The sequence below is a fragment of the Rhodococcus ruitaii genome (assembly GCF_055230935.1).
In genome coordinates this window covers 323,363-344,026 of the sequence record NZ_JBUYWC010000003.1, presented here as the reverse complement: position 1 = coordinate 344,026, position 20,664 = coordinate 323,363, and the positions used below count along the sequence as shown (strand labels likewise).

At 65.2% G+C, this 20,664-nt stretch carries 22 protein-coding genes; 13 read left to right on the top strand and 9 right to left on the bottom strand.

Features of this window, described 5'->3' with window-relative positions:
• Positions 1 to 6: 6 nt before the first annotated feature.
• Both lspA and ACZI8W_RS04780 read right to left on the bottom strand, forming a co-directional pair.
• Positions 7 to 561 (bottom strand): signal peptidase II, encoded by a 555-nt coding sequence (lspA, locus tag ACZI8W_RS04785; protein ID WP_463367340.1) that lies wholly within the window; start codon positions 559 to 561, stop codon positions 7 to 9.
• A 129-nt stretch (positions 562 to 690) separates the two neighbouring features.
• Positions 691 to 1,899, bottom strand: coding sequence for a cytochrome P450 (locus tag ACZI8W_RS04780; RefSeq protein ID WP_463367339.1), 1,209 nt, complete (start codon positions 1,897 to 1,899; stop codon positions 691 to 693).
• 89 nt (positions 1,900 to 1,988) lie between these two features.
• On the opposite strand from ACZI8W_RS04780, the gene ACZI8W_RS04775 reads away from it, so the two are divergent.
• Positions 1,989 to 2,885 carry a helix-turn-helix domain-containing protein gene (locus tag ACZI8W_RS04775; protein WP_463367338.1) on the top strand — a complete coding sequence of 299 codons (897 nt, stop codon included), beginning with the start codon at positions 1,989 to 1,991 and terminating at the stop codon, positions 2,883 to 2,885.
• Here ACZI8W_RS04775 and ACZI8W_RS04770 read toward each other — a convergent pair.
• The 3 genes from ACZI8W_RS04770 to ACZI8W_RS04760 form a co-directional block, all read right to left on the bottom strand.
• A complete protein-coding gene (locus tag ACZI8W_RS04770) occupies positions 2,860 to 4,110 on the bottom strand; it encodes a winged helix-turn-helix domain-containing protein (RefSeq protein WP_463367337.1) in 1,251 nt (416 codons plus the stop codon). The genes ACZI8W_RS04775 and ACZI8W_RS04770 overlap by 26 nt on opposite strands.
• Positions 4,111 to 4,253: 143 nt before the next feature.
• Positions 4,254 to 4,742 (bottom strand): SRPBCC family protein, encoded by a 489-nt coding sequence (locus ACZI8W_RS04765; RefSeq protein ID WP_463367336.1) that lies wholly within the window; start codon positions 4,740 to 4,742, stop codon positions 4,254 to 4,256.
• A gap of 3 nt (positions 4,743 to 4,745) precedes the next feature.
• Complete coding sequence (locus tag ACZI8W_RS04760) at positions 4,746 to 5,087, bottom strand: ArsR/SmtB family transcription factor (RefSeq protein ID WP_463367335.1); 342 nt, start codon at positions 5,085 to 5,087, stop codon at positions 4,746 to 4,748.
• Between the two features lie 142 nt (positions 5,088 to 5,229).
• Here ACZI8W_RS04760 and ACZI8W_RS04755 point away from each other — a divergent pair, with 142 nt between their 5' ends.
• The 5 genes from ACZI8W_RS04755 to ACZI8W_RS04735 all read left to right on the top strand — a co-directional run bounded on the left by ACZI8W_RS04755 (position 5,230) and on the right by ACZI8W_RS04735 (position 7,668).
• On the top strand, positions 5,230 to 5,502 hold the full coding sequence (locus tag ACZI8W_RS04755) for a DUF2510 domain-containing protein (protein ID WP_463367334.1): 273 nt from the start codon (positions 5,230 to 5,232) through the stop codon (positions 5,500 to 5,502).
• Between the two features lie 40 nt (positions 5,503 to 5,542).
• Complete coding sequence (locus ACZI8W_RS04750) at positions 5,543 to 6,151, top strand: glyoxalase (RefSeq protein ID WP_463367333.1); 609 nt, start codon at positions 5,543 to 5,545, stop codon at positions 6,149 to 6,151.
• Between the two features lie 165 nt (positions 6,152 to 6,316).
• Positions 6,317 to 6,724 carry a hypothetical protein gene (locus tag ACZI8W_RS04745; protein ID WP_463367332.1) on the top strand — a complete coding sequence of 136 codons (408 nt, stop codon included), beginning with the start codon at positions 6,317 to 6,319 and terminating at the stop codon, positions 6,722 to 6,724.
• A gap of 33 nt (positions 6,725 to 6,757) precedes the next feature.
• The gene (locus ACZI8W_RS04740; protein ID WP_463367331.1) at positions 6,758 to 7,162 is read left to right on the top strand and encodes a hypothetical protein; all 405 of its coding nucleotides are present in this window, start codon (positions 6,758 to 6,760) and stop codon (positions 7,160 to 7,162) included.
• A 125-nt stretch (positions 7,163 to 7,287) separates the two neighbouring features.
• On the top strand, positions 7,288 to 7,668 hold the full coding sequence (locus ACZI8W_RS04735) for a hypothetical protein (RefSeq protein ID WP_463367330.1): 381 nt from the start codon (positions 7,288 to 7,290) through the stop codon (positions 7,666 to 7,668).
• Here the strand turns inward: ACZI8W_RS04735 and ACZI8W_RS04730 are convergent, their stop codons facing one another.
• From ACZI8W_RS04730 to ACZI8W_RS04720, 3 genes are all read right to left on the bottom strand, one after another.
• Positions 7,669 to 8,952 (bottom strand): RNA polymerase sigma factor, encoded by a 1,284-nt coding sequence (locus tag ACZI8W_RS04730; RefSeq protein WP_463367329.1) that lies wholly within the window; start codon positions 8,950 to 8,952, stop codon positions 7,669 to 7,671.
• A gap of 33 nt (positions 8,953 to 8,985) precedes the next feature.
• On the bottom strand, positions 8,986 to 9,417 hold the full coding sequence (locus ACZI8W_RS04725) for a YciI family protein (protein WP_463367328.1): 432 nt from the start codon (positions 9,415 to 9,417) through the stop codon (positions 8,986 to 8,988).
• 120 nt (positions 9,418 to 9,537) lie between these two features.
• Entirely contained in the window at positions 9,538 to 11,109 is a 1,572-nt protein-coding gene (locus tag ACZI8W_RS04720; protein ID WP_463367327.1) for a hypothetical protein, read from the bottom strand.
• 96 nt (positions 11,110 to 11,205) lie between these two features.
• Between ACZI8W_RS04720 and ACZI8W_RS04715 the strand changes: the two genes are divergently transcribed.
• The 5 genes from ACZI8W_RS04715 (at position 11,206) to aroD (ending at position 16,116) form a co-directional block, all read left to right on the top strand.
• Positions 11,206 to 11,529, top strand: a complete 324-nt coding sequence (locus ACZI8W_RS04715) for a hypothetical protein (protein ID WP_463367326.1) — start codon at positions 11,206 to 11,208, stop codon at positions 11,527 to 11,529.
• 48 nt (positions 11,530 to 11,577) lie between these two features.
• Positions 11,578 to 12,261 carry a TetR/AcrR family transcriptional regulator gene (locus ACZI8W_RS04710; protein WP_463367325.1) on the top strand — a complete coding sequence of 228 codons (684 nt, stop codon included), beginning with the start codon at positions 11,578 to 11,580 and terminating at the stop codon, positions 12,259 to 12,261.
• Positions 12,258 to 13,919 carry an MDR family MFS transporter gene (locus ACZI8W_RS04705; protein WP_463367324.1) on the top strand — a complete coding sequence of 554 codons (1,662 nt, stop codon included), beginning with the start codon at positions 12,258 to 12,260 and terminating at the stop codon, positions 13,917 to 13,919. The genes ACZI8W_RS04710 and ACZI8W_RS04705 overlap by 4 nt, the downstream gene beginning before the upstream one ends.
• 75 nt (positions 13,920 to 13,994) lie before the next feature.
• Positions 13,995 to 15,278, top strand: a complete 1,284-nt coding sequence (locus ACZI8W_RS04700) for a competence/damage-inducible protein A (RefSeq protein WP_463367323.1) — start codon at positions 13,995 to 13,997, stop codon at positions 15,276 to 15,278.
• Positions 15,279 to 15,345: 67 nt separating this feature from the next.
• Positions 15,346 to 16,116, top strand: coding sequence for a type I 3-dehydroquinate dehydratase (aroD, locus tag ACZI8W_RS04695; protein ID WP_463367321.1), 771 nt, complete (start codon positions 15,346 to 15,348; stop codon positions 16,114 to 16,116).
• Between the two features lie 3 nt (positions 16,117 to 16,119).
• On the opposite strand, the gene ACZI8W_RS04690 is transcribed toward aroD, so the two are convergent.
• Positions 16,120 to 17,028, bottom strand: a complete 909-nt coding sequence (locus ACZI8W_RS04690; RefSeq protein WP_463367320.1) for an alpha/beta fold hydrolase — start codon at positions 17,026 to 17,028, stop codon at positions 16,120 to 16,122.
• A 133-nt stretch (positions 17,029 to 17,161) separates the two neighbouring features.
• On the opposite strand from ACZI8W_RS04690, the gene ACZI8W_RS04685 reads away from it, so the two are divergent.
• Both ACZI8W_RS04685 and ACZI8W_RS04680 read left to right on the top strand, forming a co-directional pair.
• On the top strand, positions 17,162 to 18,508 hold the full coding sequence (locus ACZI8W_RS04685) for a cytochrome P450 (protein WP_463367319.1): 1,347 nt from the start codon (positions 17,162 to 17,164) through the stop codon (positions 18,506 to 18,508).
• Positions 18,509 to 18,528: 20 nt separating this feature from the next.
• A complete protein-coding gene (locus tag ACZI8W_RS04680; protein WP_463367318.1) occupies positions 18,529 to 20,637 on the top strand; it encodes a thiamine pyrophosphate-dependent enzyme in 2,109 nt (702 codons plus the stop codon).
• The last annotated feature ends 27 nt before the right edge of the window (positions 20,638 to 20,664 follow it).

The following is a 20,664-nucleotide window of genomic DNA, read 5'->3' as shown; positions in this document are numbered from 1 at the left end:
CATCCGTCACGCGCGGGGTTCGCCGCCGGCGCTGCCCGCCGCGTCGGTCTGGGGCCGTGCATCGACCCCCAGCAGCGTCAGCACGATCAGCAGACCGGCCCCGCCGACGAGGGCGATGTCGGCCACGTTACCCACGAAGAATCCGTTGTAGTCGATGAAATCCACGACGTGGCCCCGCGCAAAGCCGGGCGTGCGGAACACGCGGTCGCCGAGATGACTGATCGCTCCCCCGAGGAGTACAGCCACACCGAGTGCCCAGAACGGATTGAGCACGCGGGTGGCAAAGATGCAGAGTCCGACAACAGCGACGGCGGCAATCGCGGTGAGAATCCAGGTGAACTGCCCACCGATCCCGAATGCGGCACCGGGGTTGTAGACGAGCCGCCACTGGAGGAACTCACCGATGACCGGGATCGACCGCCCGTCGCTCAGGGTCGATTCCGCCCACCACTTGGTGAGCTGATCCAGGACCACCACCGCGACGGCCACGGCAGCAATCCACGGCAGGTACCGGCGTGACGGTTCTGGTGCCGGGCTACCGGGCGCGGGCGTCGACGTCATGAGAACATGGTCGCCGATCCTCCGCCATCATGGTGACCCGGCTGCGCCGACACGGCGAGCCTGCCGAGCCGAATGGGAGTCGGATCCGATCGGGCCGGACGAACTCGCCGGGTGAGAACGAATCGCTGACTACAGATCCCACTGCACAGCAAGCGCATTGGGACCACGCAATGCGACGCCTACCTGACTGGTGATTTTCGCCGAGATCTCAGCGCCGTCACGGAACCGCAACCCGGGCAGGCGTTCCAGCAGCGTGGTCAGCGCCGTCTCGAGTTCCGCAAGAGCGAGCCAGTTGCCGGCACAACTGTGCGGTCCCTGCCCGAAGGCGAGTTGGGCGTGCTCACGGCGGGTGATGTCGAATCGATCCGGATCGGGGAACACCGCGGGGTCGCGCAAGGCAGCGTTGATCGAGAAGATCATCGGAGTCAGTGCCGGGATGTCGATCCCGTTCCACACCGTTGCCTCCGGACAGACGCGCGGCAACAATCCGACGGGTGGCTCCCAGCGCAGACCTTCCCAGATCGCCCACGTCGCGTGAGTATCAGGATCCGAGCGCAGGATCTCCATCTGGCCGGGGTGCGTGAGCAGCGCGGAGAGGGTATTGCCGAGGGCAAGCATGGTGGTGTCGGCGCCCGCAGGGAACAGCAGGCGCAGGAAGGACAGGATCTCTTCGTCGTCGAGAGATTCGCCCTCGATGTCTTCGGTCACCAGAGTTGAGATCAGGTCGTCGCCAGGCCTGCGTCTGCGCTCGGCGATGATCGGAGTGACGAAGCCTGTGAACTCTTCGGACGCCTGCCTCGCCGCAGGCGGATCGAGTGGGTAATGGAACAGGTCCTGCGCCCAACGGTGTACCACCGATTCGTCTTCGACGGGCAGACCCAACAATCGGCTGATCAGCAGCACCGGGTAACGGGTTGTGAACTCGGCGACGAGATCCGCGCTCCCACGATCGGCGAATCGATCGATCAGCTCGTGCGCGAGTGGCGTCAACAACGGTGAGATGTACTCCGCAACCTGTCGGCGCCGGAACGAGGGCGAGATCAGCGCGCGATTCCGTCGGTGCTCGTCACCCGCCATGCACTGCAGAGTCTTGCCCAGTACCGGCCCGGTGGTCATCGGGTAGATCGCAGAGGCCGGGAAGGTCGCTTCATCTTTGAACGCTGCGGCGACGAGGTCGTTGGTCAGTAACAACACCGCGCGAGCGCCCGCGAACGGCACCACGGCGTAGGGCCTGGCCGCGCGGAGGTCTGCGAGCACGGAGTGAATGGCGGGGTGATCTTCGAATGCGAAGTCCACCCCCTCGATATCGACGCTGTCCAGAACGGATGGTGCGGCCACGGCGCTCCTCAACCTGACGCGAGACAGTGATACGAATATTCGTATCGTCCGATGCATATATTGGTACTGACGCGAGGGTAGGAGCTTCGATGACAGAGCGCAAGACCCGGGACACCACCGCCTCACCTCCGACGGGCAGGGTCGTCTCGATCGTTGAGATGCTCGCCCGCAGTGCGCCCGCGACGTCTGCCGACGTCGCCGATGCGCTCGGGCTGAGCCGCTCGACCGTCGGATCGATCCTGACCGTACTTCGCGACCACGGCTGGGTCCGCCGACTACCTGATCTGAGCTACGCTCTGGGTCCGTCATTGGCCGGCATCGGCGAACGAGCACGAAGTGCGTTACCTGTCCCGGACGGGCTGCAGGCGCACATCGACACCCTCGCCACCCGCGTCGACTGCGGTGTCGCCCTGAGTGTGGTCGACGACGGGAAGCTGACCTTCGTCGCCATCACCGAGGGCATCGGACATATCCCGGCAGGCATCGAGGTGGGCTTGACCCTGCCCATGCAGGCTCCCGCCGGAGCCACGGTTGTCGCATTCGCCGATTCCGCAGTGAAGCAGCGCTGGCTCGACACGGTTCCGGTAGACCGCCGAACGAAACTCGAGAACGGTCTTGCGGAAATCGTCGAAGCCGGGGTCGGGGTGTGGGGAACCGCCGCCGCGGACATCGAACGGATCGATCTACTGACGCAGGTGCTTTCACACCTGCCGAATGATCCCGCGAGCCGACCACTACGAGGTCGCGTGCGGGGGGCCATCACCGGCACCGGCGGACACCTCTACGACAGCGCAACATTGTCGTGCGCTCAGGACCTACCCATCAGTTATGTATCCGCACCTGTCTTCGACAGCACAGGGCGCCCCCTGTGGGAGTTGCAGATAGGACCCCTCCGCCCGGCCGTCCCGCCGAACGAACGCGAGCACTACATTCGTGAAATAAAAAACACTGCAGCAGAACTCAGTTCCGTCCGGCGGCAGCCGTAGCCCTACTGCGATCGAGCTGAGCCGCGAGTGTCGCGGCCAAGTCGCCGCGCTCCCCGACCACGACGTCGGAGAGCCCGAGCCAGTTCGCCATCTCCCGCAACTCGGCCGCGAGTGCTTCTGCGACAGCGCCGACGTCTGCCCCTTCCTCGACGAAGGCGCCCGGAACGCACAACGTATCTCCTGCTCTGTCGGCTTTGAGATCCACGCGCGCAACAAGTTCCCCACCCAGAAGGAACGGGTAGACGTAATACCCGTGCACGCGTTTGTGCTCCGGGGTGTAGATCTCGAGGCGGTACCGGAAGCCGAAGATCCGCTCGGTGCGGGGCCGGTGGAACACCAGCGGGTCGAACGGGCACAGGAGCGCGGTGCCGCGTGCGCGACGCGGCGCGCGCGTTTCCGAGTGCAGGTAGGCGGGCTCGTTCCATCCGCGGACCGTGACGGGCACGAGGGTGCCTTCGTCGACGAGGTCGGCAACAGCGGGGCGGGCCTGATCGGCGGACAGGCGATAGTAGTCGCGCAGGTCGGCGGCTGTCGCGACGCCGAGGGCCCGCGCAGATCTGCGAAGCAGCTCCCGGACTGCGTCCTCCTCGTGGATTCGTGCGGCGAGCACGTCGGCCGGCAGCACCCGTTCGGCGAGGTCGTAGTAGCGACTGAACGCGACCCTCCTGTCCGCCGACAGCTCTCCCGCGGCGAACAGTTGTTCGCAGACCACCTTGACGTCGCTGCGTCCCCACCAGGGTCCGCGGCCGCCCGATCGTTCGATCCGGAGATGCTTCTCGATCTCGCCCGCCGGCGCAGCACCGACCGCGGTGATCACGTCGAGGATGTCTCTGCCCAGGGTGGGGTTGCGTTCGAGAACGCGACGTTCACCTGCCCACCGACCCCCGGAGTAGCGCTGCATCCGCCACCGCATCAGAGGCCAGTCTTCGACGGGGATCAGCGCTGCTTCGTGTGCCCAGTACTCGACGAGCGCTCGTGGTGCTCGCGCGCTGTGGCGCCATGCCGCGGCATCGAGAAGATCGCGGTCGTAGGCTCCGATCCGGCTGTACACAGGCATGTAGTGCGCGCGAACGGCTACGGAGACAGAGTCGATCTGGAGGAGAGCCGTCCGGTCGACGGCCCGGAGTACGTGCCGCCGAGTGGCCGGCCCGGCCGGGCGCCGGTCTGCGAAGCCCTGGGCGGCAACGGCGGTACGGCGGGCTGCCGCGGCAGTCATCTCGAGCATGGACCAACCGTGCCATGCGCTACCGACAGCCGTCGCCGGGGTACAAGGCACGAACAAGTGTGGATCCGAGCCCGGATACCGGGCTCGGATCCACACTTTGCAGTTTCGGATTCGCCGCTGGCACGGCTACCGCTTGCATGCAGCTACGCGGACGTGAGCAGGTCGTCGATCTGGCCGATTGCCGAGGTGGCGCCCTCCACCACACCCATGTCCAGCACCTTCTGCAGTGCATCGGCCGATTCGAATGCGCTCACGTACGTCGCCCGAGTGCCACCGTCGTGTTCGGCGAAGGTATAGGCGTTCTCGGACACCGGGAGTTCCGGGTTCGGAGTGAAGTCCTCATCGGCGAATCCGTCGGCGAACGAGAAACTCCACGGCTCGTCGACTGTCGCGACCTCCCAGTACCCGGCGTATTTCTCGCCTTCAGGGCCCGTCATGTAGTAAGTCATCCGGCCACCCGGCCTGAGGTCATGGTCGACCACGGTCGCGGGGTAGCCGGGCGGGCCCCAGACCTTCTCCAGCTGACGCGGATCGGCATAGACTTGCCATACCCGCTCCACAGGTGCCTCGAAATCGGCGATGATCGTGAGGGTTCGGTTGTCGAGATCTTGTTTGACGTCGGTGACAGGCATAGTTCAGCCCTCCTTGGTCGAGTCGGATGCGATGAGTTCGTCGATGCGCGCGATGCGACCACGCCACACTTGCTCGAGCTCGGTGAGCATGGACGCCACCGACCGCACCGCCTCCACGTCGCCGCTCGCCAGCTGTTCGCGACCACTGCGTCGCTTGGTCAGCAGCCCCGCTTTCTCCAGCACGGCAACGTGCTTCTGAACTGCAGCGAAGCTCATCTGGTACTTCGCCGCGAGTGCGGACACCGAGCTCTCCCCTGCCAGTACCCGACGCATGATGTCGCGTCGAGTTCGGTCGGCAAGAGCGTGGAACAGGGCGTCGGCCCGGTCCTCGTCATCTCCGCTCACCACCCCAATATACAACCATATGGTTGTACGTTGTCAAGGGTCCGACCGGCGCACATCAGGGAGTGACGCACGCCTCAATTCTGCGGCGTAACACTGCCGGATCCTGGCCGGATAATTACCGGACGAAAGGATCCAGGAGCTCATGACCACCCCGCCGCCCGGCTGGTATTCCGACCCCGAGTCCGTCCGCCTCATCCGCTGGTGGGACGGCGAACGGTGGACCGCACATACGCACCTCGCCACCAGTTCCGGGCCCCCGGCAGCTGTGGTTCAGACGGAAGCACCGCCGACCGTCGACGACACCCCGCGCAGCTGGCTGATCACGGCCGTGAAGATCGGGAGTGGGTTCCTCCTCATGTATCTGACCCTCGGCGCGTGTGACCACCTGACGCTCGGGGCGATCACGCTCCCCTGACGACCTGCCGGGGACCTTTCTCGGGGCTACGGTGGTATCCATGGTCTCGATCGAGTCGATTGTTCTCGAGGTGCCCGACCCGCCCGCGGCGGAGTCGCTCTACACCGGAGCCTTCCGCTTGGGCGACCGGGTATGCCTCCGCGAATCCGAGACACCCACAACCGGGTTCCGCGGATTCACACTGTCGCTCGTGGTAGCGCAACCGAGCACCGTCGACCTCCTCGTTGCCAGCGCCCTCGACGCCGGTGCCACGGAAGTGGCACCGGTCAAGAACAGCCTCTGGGGCTACGGCGGTGTGGTGCAGTCTCCGGACGGGACGCTCTGCACACTGGCGGCGTCCTCGAAGAAGGACAGCGGATCGGCCGAACGCAAGGTCGACGATGTGGTGCTGCAACTCGGAGTCGAAGACGTGAAGGCGAGCAAGCAGTTCTATGTCGATCGCGGACTGACCGTCGTCAAGAGCTTCGGCCGCAGATACGTCGAATTCGATATGCCCGGCGCGCCGGTGACATTGACCCTGCTCGGGCGCAGCGCACTTGCCGAGACCGCGGGAGTCTCGCCCGAAGGCACCGGATCGCACCGGGTTGCCATTCGCAGCACGGCGGGCCCGTTCGTCGACCCCGACGGATTTTCCTGGGAGTCCGTATAGCCGTCGTTGCACTTTCGTAACCCACGGCGTCACAGCCAGGGCACCGCATCGACCCGCGGGTTACAGATCACTTGCAGATCCATACGTTTGCAACACCCACCGCCGACCGCACCGCCCATCATGAAAATCGGGTCGGAACCTCAGCCATGTTCGGAGGAACTACGAATGGATGGGCGAAGAGCACGGCGCGCAGCAATTGCGCTCGCCGCGCCCCTGGCACTGCTGACGAGTGTGGCGCCGGTGGCATCGGCGGACATCGACACGACGGTGAGCTGGTCGGTGTACACGAAAGAGGACTCGGTACAGGTCCGGTTCAATTATCACCAGCCCCCCGACAGGGACTCGCCCTACACGTGTATGGCCTCGATTGTGGGCGCGACGAGAAGTATCGACATGAATACGGTCACGTACGGGGTCGTCGAGTTCACTGGCGTCAACGAAGGCACGCACACCGTGAGTGCGACGTGCGAGAACAGCGACGGCAGCCAGCAAAGCGTCGGGAGGATTCTCTTTCATCTGCCCGGCCCGGACCACTGGCACCTCGCCCGAACCCAGCACGCCGTCATCGACTGATCATCACGTAAGTCGGCTCGAAAGAGGTCCGTTGTGCGACTGCACCATATTCCGCTTCGCGTTGCGACGGGGGCGTTCATCCTCAATTCGGGGCTGGGTAAGCGAAACCTCCCGGTCGAGAACGCGACAGCCCTCCAGGGCATGGCCGGAAATGCGTTTCCAGCGTTCAAGAAGATGGACGCCGCGACATTCGGCAGGTTTCTGAGTACCTCCGAGATGGGAATCGGTGCCGCTCTGCTCACCCCGATCGTGCCACCGTTCGTCGCCGGCGCCGCACTCACGGCGTTCGGTGGCGGGATGATGACGATGTACTGGCGTACGCCCGGAATGCACGAAGGTGGTACACCGAAACCCACTCAGGACGGCACCGCGCTCGCGAAGGACGTTTGGCTGCTCGGTGCCGGCCTCACCCTGCTTCTCGACGGAATCAGGAAGTAGTATTCACGATCGAAAACGACACCACTACAGCACTTTCGGAGAATCGCCGGTTACGTCCGGATATCGATCAAGATCGGTTCTGCGGATCGGTGGTCAAATGCACGCATCTACGGTGGAATGGAGCGATGAACATCGCTGAAATGCCACCCACCGAACGACGCCGAAAGGCGCTCCAGGCCATCAAAGATCTCGGGCAACAACGCAGTGATCACGCTGTCCTGAAAGTTCGATGCCCCAAGAGCCACACGGTCGCCGCCGTCTACAAGACGGAAGAAGGGCCGGTGGTGGTATGCGGCGTCGGACCGGGCGGCCACGGCTCCCGCGATCGGGAGGCCAACAATCGCGGCAACGGCTCCCTCGACGACAAGTTCATCGATACCGTCGAAGCAACCCAGTTCGAGGACGACGAGCTTCCCGCCGGCTGCGGATGCGGGCCGCGCACACTCTCCCGCAAGAAGCTTCAGACCGCAGTCGCAGGACACGAACACATCGTCACCTTGACCTGACTATTCCGGCCTGGGCGACCTCTTGCCCAATTCCTCCACCTTCGTCAGGAGGACGGCACGTTCGCGATCGTTGCCCGTCGCCTCAGCTGCGGCAAGTAGTTCGGCCCGAGCCTCCCCGAGCCTCCCCAGTTGCGCGAGAAGGTCCCCCCGAACGCTCGGCAGTAGGTGATATCCAGCGAGCTTCCCCGACACAACAATCCTGTCGACATACTCGAGCGCGGGCGCCGGCCCGTATGCCATCGAGACTGCCGCCGCGTGGTTGAGATCCACCACCGGCGAGGGCGCCAGACGCTGCAGCGCCTCGTAGAGCAACACGATCCGTGGCCAGTCGGTGTCCGAAAACTCTGCTGCGCGCGCGTGGCATTCGGCGATCGCGGCCTGCAGACCGTACGGTCCGCGTCCACGACCTATCGCATCGGCGCGGTCCAATGCCACGAGACCCCGGGTGATCTGCCCGCGGTCCCACCTGGTGCGGTCCTGATCCGCCAGCAGAATCGGTTCACCCGACGCCGTGGTACGCGCGGGGAACCGCGCCGCAGTGAGCTCCATGAGCGCAACCAGCCCGTGCGCCTCCGGCTCGTTCGGGACGAGCTCGGCGAGGATCCTCGCGATCCGCAACGCCTCCGCGCTGATGTCCGTGCGCAGCCACTCGCCACCCGAACTGGCCGCATAACCCTCGTTGAACACCAGATACAGCACACCGAGTACCGCCGAGAGTCTGGCTGCGAAGTGGTCGCGCCCCGGCACTTCGAACACGGCCTTCGCGGCCGTGAGTGTTTTCTTCGCGCGCACGATGCGCTGCCGCACCGTCGAAATCGGTGTCAGGAAGGCGCTGCCGATCTGTTCGGTCGTCAAACCACCGACGAAGCGAAGTGTCAACGCCACTTGCGCTTTTCGCCCCAGCACGGGGTGGCAGGTCATGAACATCAAGCGCAGGACGTCGTCGTCGATCCGATCGGGATCCCACGAGGAATCATCGAGGTGCGCTGCATCGCTCTCGAGTTCCCGCGCCATGTGCGCGTGCCGCTCGTCGAGACGTGCCTGTCGTCGCCACGTGTCGATGGCGCGGCGGGTGGCGACGGAGGTCAGCCATGCGGCCGGGTTGCGAGGAACGCCCGCGGCAGGCCACTGCTCTATCGCTTCGAGCAGGGCCTGCCCCACGAGATCCTCGGCGAGATCGAGATCACCGACCTTGCGGGTGAGGGTCGCGATGATCTTCGCCGATTCGATCCGCCACACTGCGTCCACCGCGCGTCGTACGCGCAGTGTCGCCTCGTCGTTCATTACTCAGCCGTTCATCACTCAGCCGTTCATCACTCAGCCGGTGACCGGGCGGTCGGTGCCGAGTTCCTCGCGCCAGACCTGTTCCCTCTGGATGTACTCGTTGTCCTGGTCGAACTCCTCATTCTCGTGCACGCGACGCACCTCGAGCTTGCTGCCCGGACCCAGGGGGCACCGCTTTGCCCACTCAGCAGCTTCGTCCTTGGTGGCGGTCTGGATGAGCCAGAAGCCATTGAACAGTTCCTTCGTCTCGCCGTAGGGACCGTCGGTGACGAGCGGTGTCTCGGAGTCGAAGTCCACGACGAATCCTTCCTCCGCCTCGGACAGTCCCTCACCGCCGAGCAGGACGCCGGCCTTGATGAGCGATTCGTTGTACCGGCCCATCGCGTTGACGATCTCGTTGAAATCCATGTTCTTCGACGCTTCGATGGCGGCGTCGGTGTCGCGCATGATCAGCATGTACTTCATGAGAATCTCCTCGTTCCGTGAATCCGTCGGACCGCCTTTCGGTCCCTCTGTGTACACGTCGAACAAAGCAGACGCCGATCGACACGACAGACCAGAAACTTCGAAGAAGTTTCGGAGCACTCACACACCACCGTGGAGGAGGCGTCGGAACACGTCGAGAACCTCGTCTGCCCACCCGAGGATCGACAGCGCACTGTCGATGTTCTGCGGCGGACTCTGCACGAGAGTGTCCTGCCGGATGAGTCGCTCGAAGTCGACCGTCGCGTCGGTGCGCACTGTCCCGTTCGGGTGGCGGAACTCGACCCCCGCGCTCGCCATGATGCCGATGATCTCTTGCGCGAGGATTCCGTAGCCGACGGTGGTGGGATGCACACCATCGAGTGAGAACAGGCCACCGGTCGCCCGTCCGCCTTTGCCGTCGGCGGTGAGGAACCGGGTGTCGGGGACTGGATCGAGCGCCGCGAGCGCCGGCGGCAGGGGGTACGGCGTCCACCACGCGGGCCTGGCACTGAGATCGTCGTGGTAGCGACGGGCGGCGAGGCGTTCGAGTACACCCGAGACATCGAGCAGGTACCAGTCACGTCCGTCGGCCCGCGCATCGGCAACGGCTTGCTGGATAGTGTTGTTGTAGTGGTCGATCGCGGTGTCGACCGCGCGTGCCTCCTCGCCGGTGATGTGGTCGTCGTGTGCCGCATCGAAGTGCTTCTCGTCGATCCACGGCCGCGTGTAGTAGGCGAAGTAGCGTGAGCCGTTCTTGCCGCCGAGACCGCGCGCGACCGGGGCGATCGTCACGTGGGGGATCGTGCAGAGGATGACGTGTCGTGCCGAGATGCGGCGCACCTGCTCGACTACTTCCGCGAACTCGGCGTCGAAATGTTCGGGGCGCCAGATGGTGTACGAGTTCTTGCGGTCGAGGTCCTTGTAGTCGTCGCCGCTCCACACGACACGCAGTCGGGTGACGGTGCCGAGTGCGTTGTTGGAACCGAGGAAGACGACAAGCGTCTCGATGCCGCTGTCAGTGTCGTCGTCGTGGTCGTCGCCGAGGGCTGCGGCAGCGTCGAACAATGTCATCGTTTCCTGCGCGGGTGCCCAGTGCGGGTAGACGCGCATGGCCGCACGGTCGCCGTTGTTCTCGACGATCTGGTCGAGGAGGTTGTCGCTGGGTGTGGTGATTCGGGCCGCGCAGAAGGCGGCGGTCTTCTCGAGGGAGTCACGCAGATCCCACCCGTAGCAGGACAGGTTGTCGTTGTAGCTGCCGATGACCGGCGCGATCGCACCTGGGCCACGTTCCCAGTAGTCCTCGACCTCGTCCATGAAGGTGCGCAGGGTGAACAGCGCCGCCGGGATCTCCCACGGCTCGAGTTGCGGGCCGTAGCGGTCTCCGAGGCGACGCAGCATGACCTCGATGTTCAGCGGCAATCCGCCTGGTCCGCCATAGCGCGGATACCGGAACGATTCGAGCGCACCGAGTTCGTAGGCGACGATGGCGGGCACCGATACGTCGGTCCGGTAGACGGCACCGCTCTGGAAGCCCTGCAGCAACGAGTCGCCGAGCGCGACAAGTGCGTGCGGCGGGGTGCCGCGGGAGGCAACGCTCACCGGCACGCCGACGGTGGGATCGAATTCGGGCACACGTGGCGGTTCCGCTGCTTGCGCAACAACTTCTTTCGGTGTTCCCTCGGGAAGCCCCACCCCATGAGCGTGAGCCGCGCAGCACACGATGTCAACGGCCGGCGGCCAACAGTCGCCGATAGGACGGATCATGGGGAGGACACAGGAGGTGCAGAGATGAGCGACGCCGACTTCGCCCACACCGATCGGGCGGAGAAGAACCGTCGGGACAAGGCGCTGGGGCTCGCACGGTTCGCGTGGCATCGAGGTATCACAGGAGCAGACCTTCTCGCGATGACCGACGACGCCCGACGCCGATTCGCGCGGGCGGCCGATGCGCATCCACCGCGGTCGATGGAGACGTGGACGCTGGTGGCGTCACTGCTCGACGAGAAGGCTGCGTGGGCGCAGACTCACGTGGATCATCCGTCTGCGACGCGCGACCACCTCGACGAGAGAATCATGTGGGTGAAGCCCCCGACCCGGTCGTGGCTCGAGTGAATGTCCGTCTTTTGCACTCTGTTGATTCATGGTGCAAAATTGCACTCCGTGAGCGAAAGTGCAACCTCGCCGAGCGGTGCGCGTAGTCCGCGTATGCAACGCACGTACGATGCCTTGGTGTCGCACGCGCGCACCCTCACTGCAGAACGCGGCCTTTCGGGTTTCACGGTCGAGGAACTCTGCGAGAGCGTCGGTATTTCACGACGCACCTTCTTCAACTACTTCCCCACCAAGGAAGACGCGGTGATCGGCGAGCACGACGCGGGCTTCCTCCAAGAAGAGAAAGACGAGTTCATCGCACGCGGCGAGGGTGACCATGGCGGTGGCGCCCTTTCCCCCACCCTGCTCAGCGACATCGCGAGACTGGTGATCGCCCGAGCACGCCAGAACGACTTCACCCGGCAACGTCATCAACTGTTCCGGGACATCCTCCATGCCGAGCCGCAGCTGCTGGCGAAACTCATGTCGGTCGGCGAGTCTCAGCAACGCGACTTCGTACGACTCGTAGCCGACCGGGAACGCCTACCGTTCGACGATCCGCTGCCCAAGGCAGTCGTGGGCGTCACTCTCTCGCTCACCTTCCAAACCGTCGACGAATTCTTCAGCGACGACAACACCTGCTCGTTCGAGGAAGTCATGACACGCAACATCACGATCGCCCGGGAGTTCTTCGGCCAGACCCTCGATCTCACCGATCCGACAGCCCTCACCGATCCGACAGGAACCCCGTGACCACCACAGCCACCGACGAACCTCTGGTTCTGACCCAGAAACGCATCTGGATCATCTTCAGCGCGCTGATCGCCGGCATGCTGCTCGCCAGCCTCGACCAGACCATCGTCTCGACGGCCATGCCGACGATCGTCGGCCAGCTCGGCGGAGTCGAACACCAGGCGTGGATCACCACCGCGTATCTGCTTGCCACCACGATCGTGATGCCGGTATACGGCAAGTTCGGCGACGTCTTCGGTCGACGTCACCTGTTCCTCATCGCGATCGCGGTCTTCACGCTGGCATCGGTGGGGTGTGCGTTCACCGACGATTTCTGGACCTTCGTGGTGTTCCGCGCCATGCAGGGTCTCGGCGGCGGTGGCCTGATGATCCTGTCGCAGGCGATCATCGCCGACATCGTTCCGGCCAGCGAACGCGGCAAGTACATGGGCCCGTTGGGTGCGATCTTCGGTCTCGCAGCTGTCGGCGGCCCGCTGCTCGGCGGGTTCTTCGTCGACCACCTGACGTGGGAGTGGTGTTTCTACATCAACATCCCGATCGGCATCATCGCGTTCATCATCTCGTGGTTCATGCTGACCCTGCCGACGAAGAAGCCCACCAAGAGGATCGACGTGCCCGGCGTCCTGGCACTCTCCGTAGCGACGACCTGCCTGATCTTCTTCACCGACTTCGGCGGCAGCGCTGATCGCGGCTGGACCGATCCGCTGACATGGCTGTTCGGCGCCGGACTCGTCATCGCCGTGTGCCTGTTCGTGCTCATCGAGTCGCGTGCGCAGGATCCGATCATCCCGCTGTCGCTGTTCCGCAACTCGATCTTCGTCAATGCCACCGCGATCGGGTTCGTCCTCGGTCTCGGCATGTTCGCGGCGATAGCGTTCATGCCGACGTTCCTGCAGATGGCATCCGGTACATCCGCGGCAGTGTCGGGTCTGCTGTTGCTGCCGATGATGGCAGGCATGATGCTGACGACCATCGCATCGGGCCTCGCGATCACGAAGACCCAGCGGTACAAGATCTATCCGATCGCCGGCACCGCCGTCATGGTGGCCGCGATGCTGTGGCTGACGACGCTCCAGGGCAACACACCCCTGTGGATCGTCTGCTCGATGCTGTTCGTCTTCGGCTTCGGCCTGGGCCTGGTGATGCAGGTCGTGGTGCTCGTCGTGCAGAATGCAGTCCCCGTCGACGAGATCGGCACCGCGACGAGCACCAACAACTACTTCCGCGAGGTAGGCGGCGCGCTGGGTGTCGCGATCTTCGGCACGATCTTCACCAACAAGCTTGCGGAGAATCTCACCACGGTGTTCACCGAGGCCGGTGCCGACCCCGAGCAGGCGGGTCAGGCCACCGCCACCCTGGATCCGGCGGTGATGAAGCAGCTCCCCGAGCCGATCCAGGACGGCATCGTCAATGCCTACGCCGACTCGCTGGCTCCGGTGTTCTGGTATCTGGTCCCGTTCCTGATCATCGCGTTCCTGCTCGCGTGGCTCGTCAAGGAGATCCCGCTGTCCGACGAGGCCGGCATGATCGCGCGGGGTGAGGCCGTGGCGGATCCGAACAAGATCCATGCCTCCGATGAGGTGGCAGATGCGGTTCATGCCGAGGCTCCGCAGGCCTCCGACGATGCGGACGTACCGGACCGCGGAGCGTCTACGTAGATCTGATGCTTCTGCCACCCGGTAGCAGGCGGTGGCCGTGTCGGTTCCGCGACGCTGCCGACTAGGCTCGACGCCGTGAGCGTACGTGCAGGAATTATCGTGACCGGAACCGAAGTGCTCACCGGGAGGATCGCCGACCAGAACGGACCATGGCTGTCCCAGCAGCTCCTGGCACTCGGTGTCGACGTCGCCCACATCACGATCTGCGGCGACCGGCCCGCCGACATGACCGCACAACTGCGCTTCCTCACCGATCAAGGCGTCGACCTCATCATCACCAGCGGTGGTCTCGGCCCCACCGCCGACGACCTCACCGTCGCTACCGTCGCCGAGTTCTGCCATCGCGACCTACTGCTCGACCCCGAACTCGAAGAACACATCGCGGGCATCATTCGCCGCCACCGCCCGCACATCCCGGACCTCGACGCCGGGCCGACGCGTATCGGGATCCGCAAGCAGGCCCAGATTCCCACCGGTGCCACCACCCTGCCTCCGACCGGCACAGCACCGGGCGTGGTAGTCCCTGTAGCAACCGGGACCCGGCCGGTCCCGACCATCGTCATCCTGCCCGGCCCGCCCGGGGAGCTACAGGCCATGTGGCCGAGCGCGGTCACCTCACCTGCCGTCGCCGAAGTCCTGTCCCGAGCCGACGACCTGCAGCAGGAAACCGTGCGCGCCTACGGACTCCACGAGGCAGAACTCGCCGAGACACTGCGCCGGGCCGACGCAGAGATCGCCGGCCTCGACCGACTCGAGATCACCACATGTCTTCGACGCGGTGAACTCGACATGGTGACCCGATTCGCCTCCGCCGACTCGGACGTCTACCGCCGTCTTCTCGACGTTCTCACCGAACACCACGGACACCGGATCTTCTCCACCGACGGCACCACCATCGAAGACCAGCTGATCGACGTCCTCGACGGCCGATCGATCGCGACGGCGGAGTCATGCACCGGCGGGCTCATCGCCGCGCGGCTCACCGACCGCCCCGGATCGTCGGCCTATGTCCTGGGTGGCGTCGTCTCGTACTCCAACGACGCCAAGTCCGATCTCATCGACGTACCGGCCGAGATGATCACTGCGCACGGCGCGGTGAGCGAACAGGTTGCCGCAGCCATGGCCGAGGGCGCCCGACTCCACCTCAAAGCTGACGTCGCGGTCTCCACCACCGGGATCGCCGGCCCTGACGGTGGCACCGAGACCAAGCCGGTAGGCACAGTCTGCTTCGGCGTTGCGATCGACGGACGGCCGACGTACACGCTCACCCGACGCTTCCCCGGAAACCGCGAACAAGTTCGAACCCTCACCACCACAGCTGCGCTGCACCTGGTTGTCGCACAACTCGAACGATGCTGACCCTGACCTCCCGATTGCCTGTGATCGAATGGGCTTCGGTCACAGACAACCAGCACAGGAGTCGACGATGAGTGAAGCGATCACACCGGTCCGTGTCAAAGGTGTGACGATCGGCGAAGGCACCCCCAAGGTGTTCGTGCCCATCACCGGATCCACACCCGATGCCCTCCGCGACCAGGTCGGCGCCCTCACGGGCCTCGCCGACGTCATCGAATGGCGCATCGACTTCTTCGCTGCCTGGGGAAGCCCGGACGCCGTCGTCACGCAGGCTCACGCGCTCGCCGAACAACTCGACGGGGTGCCACTGCTGGCCACGTTCCGCACGGCACACGAAGGCGGTGCAGCGGCGATCGGCGACGAAGACTACGCCGATCTCAATGCTGCGCTCGCCGGGTCGGGGGCGGTCGATCTCGTCGACGTCGAGTACCGCCGCGAACCCGCCGCCGTGCGACGGGTCATCGAGGCCGCGCACGCGCACGGTGTCGCGGTGGTGGCGTCGAACCACGACTTCGACGGCACCCCCGGGCGCGATGACATCGTCGCCCGGCTGTGCGCCATGCAAGAATTGCATGCCGACATCTGCAAGATCGCGGTGATGCCGACGTCCGCCGCCGACGTCCTGACACTGCTCGACGCCACCCGTCTCATGCACGAAGAGCACGCGAGGCGCCCGGTCATCACCATGTCGATGGGCGGGCTCGGGGTGATCTCGCGGCTGGCCGGTCAGGTGTTCGGGTCGGCCGCGACGTTCGGGATGGTGGGGGCACCGTCGGCACCCGGTCAGGTCGACGCGGCCGAACTGAAAGAGGTGCTCGCTCTCCTCGACCGGTCTCGGTAACGGCTACCGCTCGGCGTCGTCCCACAGTTTCAGCACGGTCGTGAGGATCTCCTCCGATGCGCCGAGTCCGCCGAGATGACTCTCTCCGTGCAGATGATGGAATTCGGCGTCGGGGAGCAGATCCACCATGTGCAGGCCGTGTTCGATCGGGATGATGTGATCGGTGTCGCCGTGCCACCATCGCACCGGCACCTTCACGTCGGGCACCCGGAAACCCCAGTCGCGGGTGAACACGACGATGTCGGCGAAGGGCGCGGCCATCTGCTTCCGGCTGCCGTTGAGCAGGTCGTCGAGGAACATCGCCTTGAATTCCGGCCGGGCCAGCAGCCGACGATCACCTTCCGGCGACAGCTTCCCGTACAGGTCGATGATCGGCGACGCGAACGGTTTGACGACGCGGATCGCGGTGCTCGTCGCCACACCGATCGGCACCCCGCCTCTGGCGAGCAGCGGCGCGACGAGGGATCCGAGTTGCATCAGACCACCTGAGATCGCGTCGGGACCGACGACGGGCGGAACCCCGCCGAGCACAGCGGCACCCATGACGCGTTCGGGCATCGCGTAGGCCGTGGCGAGAGTGTAGGGCCCGCCGCCGGACAAACCGACGATGCCCATCCGATCGATCCCGAGGGTGTCGGCGACAATGCGCAGATCCTCGGCGAAGGAGAGGACCCGGTCGTAGGTATGGGGTGTCGACGAGCCGATACCGGGACGATCCAACCCGATCAGGCGCACGTTCGCCCGTTCGGCGAAAGCCCGGGCCTCGATCGGGATCTGCCGGCGAGCACCCGGGGTGCCGTGCAGCCAGAAGACTGTACGCCCCTGCGCGGATCCGAATTCTGCGAAGCCGAGCCGGCGCCCTCCCGCGACCGCGACGGTGCCTTCCAACTTGGGACGTGCGACGTCAACCATGCGCGTCAGCATGGCATGTACCCTGCACCACACACCTGACCGGGGCTGCCTTCGAAACCGACTCCGGTAGACGTGACTCGCGTTACAGTTATCTGACCACAGGTATTGTCAGATCCGAACCGTGGAGTTCACCATGACCAAGACGCTGGCACCCGCCCCTCCCGGACTCACGCCTGTCCCCGGAGACAAGGGACTGCCGTACGTCGGGTACGCCCTCGACTACATGCGCAACCCACTGAAGGCATACGACAAGCGCTACCGCGAACACGGACCCGTGTCGTGGTTCACCTTCGCGGGGAACCCGTGGGTGGTGCTCCTCGGGCCCGACGCGTGCGGTGCCGCGCTACAGAACCGCGACCGCGCACTCGTCAACGGTGCCGGGTGGCGCGTACTCATCGGACCGTTCTTCGACCGCGGCCTGATGCTGCTCGACGGCGACGAACACACCGCGCACCGGCGGATCATGTCGCAGGCCTTCACCCGCGACCGCATCACCCGATACACCGAGTCCATGCACCCGGCGATCGAGAAGACCCTCGACACCTGGACGCCCCGAGAAGACTTCCGCGCCTACCCCGCCATCAAGGAACTCACCCTGGGCCTCGCCACCTCGATCTTCATGGGTGGCGCCGAAGGATCCTCAGCGCGTGAGATGGACGAGGTCAACAAAGCATTCATCGGGTGCGTTCAAGCAGCGACAGCCATCGTGCGCTACCCGCTGCCCGGCACCCGATGGCGACGAGGAGTCCGTGGCCGCGCGCGACTGGAAGAGTTCTTCCGCCGCTATCTGCCTGCACGGCGGGCACACACGGGCGACGACCTCTTCTCGGTGTTGTGCCACGTCGAATCCAAAGACGGTGAACGATTCTCGGACGACGACGTCGTCAACCACATGATCTTCCTCATGATGGCGGCGCACGACACCTCGACGATCACGTTGTCCACCGCCCTGCAGTATCTCGGGCAGTTCCCGCAGTGGCAGCAGCAGTGCCGCGACGAGTCGGAGGCGCTCGATACGTCGACCCCGTCGTTCGAGCAACTCGATCAGCTCACCACACTCGATCTCGTCATCAAAGAGTGCCAGCGCCTCGTGACCCCGGTGCCCGGGGTCATACGGCGCGCGGTCGCCGACACGGAGATCCTCGGGCATTTCATCCCGAAGGGCACGCTGATGAACGTCGGTCTGCACTACACCCATCACATGCCCGACCTGTGGCCGGACCCGGAGCATTTCGACCCGGGGCGGTTCTCCCCCGAGCGTCGCGAGGATCGGGTACACAAGTACGCGTGGTCGCCGTTCGGCGGCGGTGCCCACCGCTGCCTCGGCATGTATTTCTCCGGAGCCGAGGTCAAAACGGTGCTCCACCACCTGCTTCTGCGCTACCGATGGCATGTGCCCGCAGAGTACGTCGCGCCGATGAACTTCACGTCGTTGCCTTTCCCGAACGACGGTCAGCCGATCGACCTCCGAGTGCGCTGATACAGGCGTAGAACGAAGATATGTCCGCAGAGGCGCTCGACGACCACCTCCTCATCGCGATCCGGGCCCTCCGCACGGGAACCCCCGACCGCCGGGTCGACGACGCACTGTTGCTCGAATTCTTCGACGCGCAACTGCAGTCGCGCCACCTCGACTTCGCGGCACGCGAGATGCAGCGGCGCGGCGAAGGTTTCTACACGATCGGCTCGGCCGGCCACGAATCGAACGCGGCGCTCGGTCTGCTCACCCGCGTCACCGATCCCGCTCTGCTGCATTACCGCTCGGGTGGCTTCTATGCTGCGCGCGCGTCGCTGAAGGACGGCACGACGCCGATCCGCGACGTGCTCGCCGGGTGCGCCGCATCGACACTCGATCCGATCTCCGCCGGCCGGCACAAAGTGTTCGGCAATCCCGCATTGAACATCCTGCCGCAGACTTCGACGATCGCGTCGCATCTGCCGCGGTCCGTCGGTCTTGCGCTGGCGCTCGCTCGCATGCAGAAGCTCGGCCTGGAGGGCACCTGGCCGGCGGATTCGGTGGTGGTGTGCAGTTTCGGCGATGCCTCGGCGAATCATTCGACCGCGACCGGCGCGATGAACGCCGCCGCGTACTGCAGGTATCGCGGCCTGCCGGTGCCGCTGCTGCTGGTGTGCGAGGACAACGGTCTCGGAATCAGTGTGCGCAGCCCCGAGGGCTGGCTCGAGCAGTTGCTCTCGCGTTTCCCTGGCATCGAGTACCGGGCGGTCGACGGCGCCGACGCGGTCGCCACTCTCGTCACCACCGGCGAACTCGTCGAACGGGTCCGCACAACACGCTCTCCCGCAATCCTGCATCTGAAGACGGTGCGGTTCCTCGGCCATGCCGGGTCGGACGTCGAGAGCGCCTACCGTGGCCACGACGAGATCACCGCCGACTACGCACGCGACCCGCTGCTCTCGACCGCCGCTGAACTCGTCGCCCGGGAACTCTGCACCCCGGCCGAGATCATCACACGCTACGAATCGGTGCGCGCCGAGGTTGCCGACGTCGCCGACACACTCCACCACCCCCCACGTCTCGAATCCGCAGCGCAGGTGATGCGTCCACTACATGTCCACGGCCGGGGGCACTCCGCCGCCGACCCGCACCCGCTGCCGCGGGAACCACTGACGCTCGCGCAGGCCGTCAACCGCACACTCGGACACATTCTCGACGAGTTTCCGCAGGCGTGCGTGTTCGGTGAGGATGTGGGCGCCAAGGGCGGTGTGTACGGGGTGACGCGCGGGATGCAGGAGCACTTCGGCACGGTCCGGGTGTTCGACACGTTGCTCGATGAGCAGACGATCCTGGGTACCGCGCTCGGGTTCGCGGTGGCCGGGATGCTGCCGATACCGGAGATCCAGTATCTCGCTTATCTGCACAATGCGGAAGATCAGCTGCGCGGCGAAGCGGCAACTTTGAAGTTCTTCTCCGACAACTATTTCAGCAATCCGATGGTGGTGCGCATCGCCGGGCTGCCGTATCAGCGCGGGTTCGGCGGCCACTTCCACAACGACAACTCCGTCGCGGCGCTGCGCGACATTCCAGGCCTGGTTCTGGCGGTCCCGTCCGATCCTGCGACGGCCGGTGGACTGCTGCGCGCGTGCATCTCGCTGGCCCGCACCGAAGATCGCGTGTGCGTATTCCTCGAACCGATCGCGCTCTATCACCAGCGCGACCTGTACGACGAGAACGACGGCCTGTGGCAGCAGTTCCCCGACCCCGCGCCGATCGCGCCGGGCACGGTACGCACCTACGGCGAGGGCAGCGACGTGCTGGTGGTGACGTTCGGCAACGGTGTGCGGATGAGCCTGCGCGCCCTCCGCAGCGCCCCACGGATCGCGGCGACGGTGCTCGATCTTCAGTGGCTCGCGCCGCTGCCCCTGACCGCGCTCACCGAGCACGCGATGCGGTTCCCACGGGTCCTGGTGGTCGACGAAACACGTCGTAGCGGGTCGGTCGCGGAGTCGGTGATCGCGGCGCTCGTCGACGCGAACTATCCGGGACGGATCGCCCGCGTCACGAGCCGCGACAGTTTCGTGCCGCTGGGTCCGGCCGCGGCACATGTCCTTCTGTCCGAGGACGAGATCGTCGACGCGCTGCTCGACTGATCAGGGTTGTCTCAGCTCTCGCGGTGG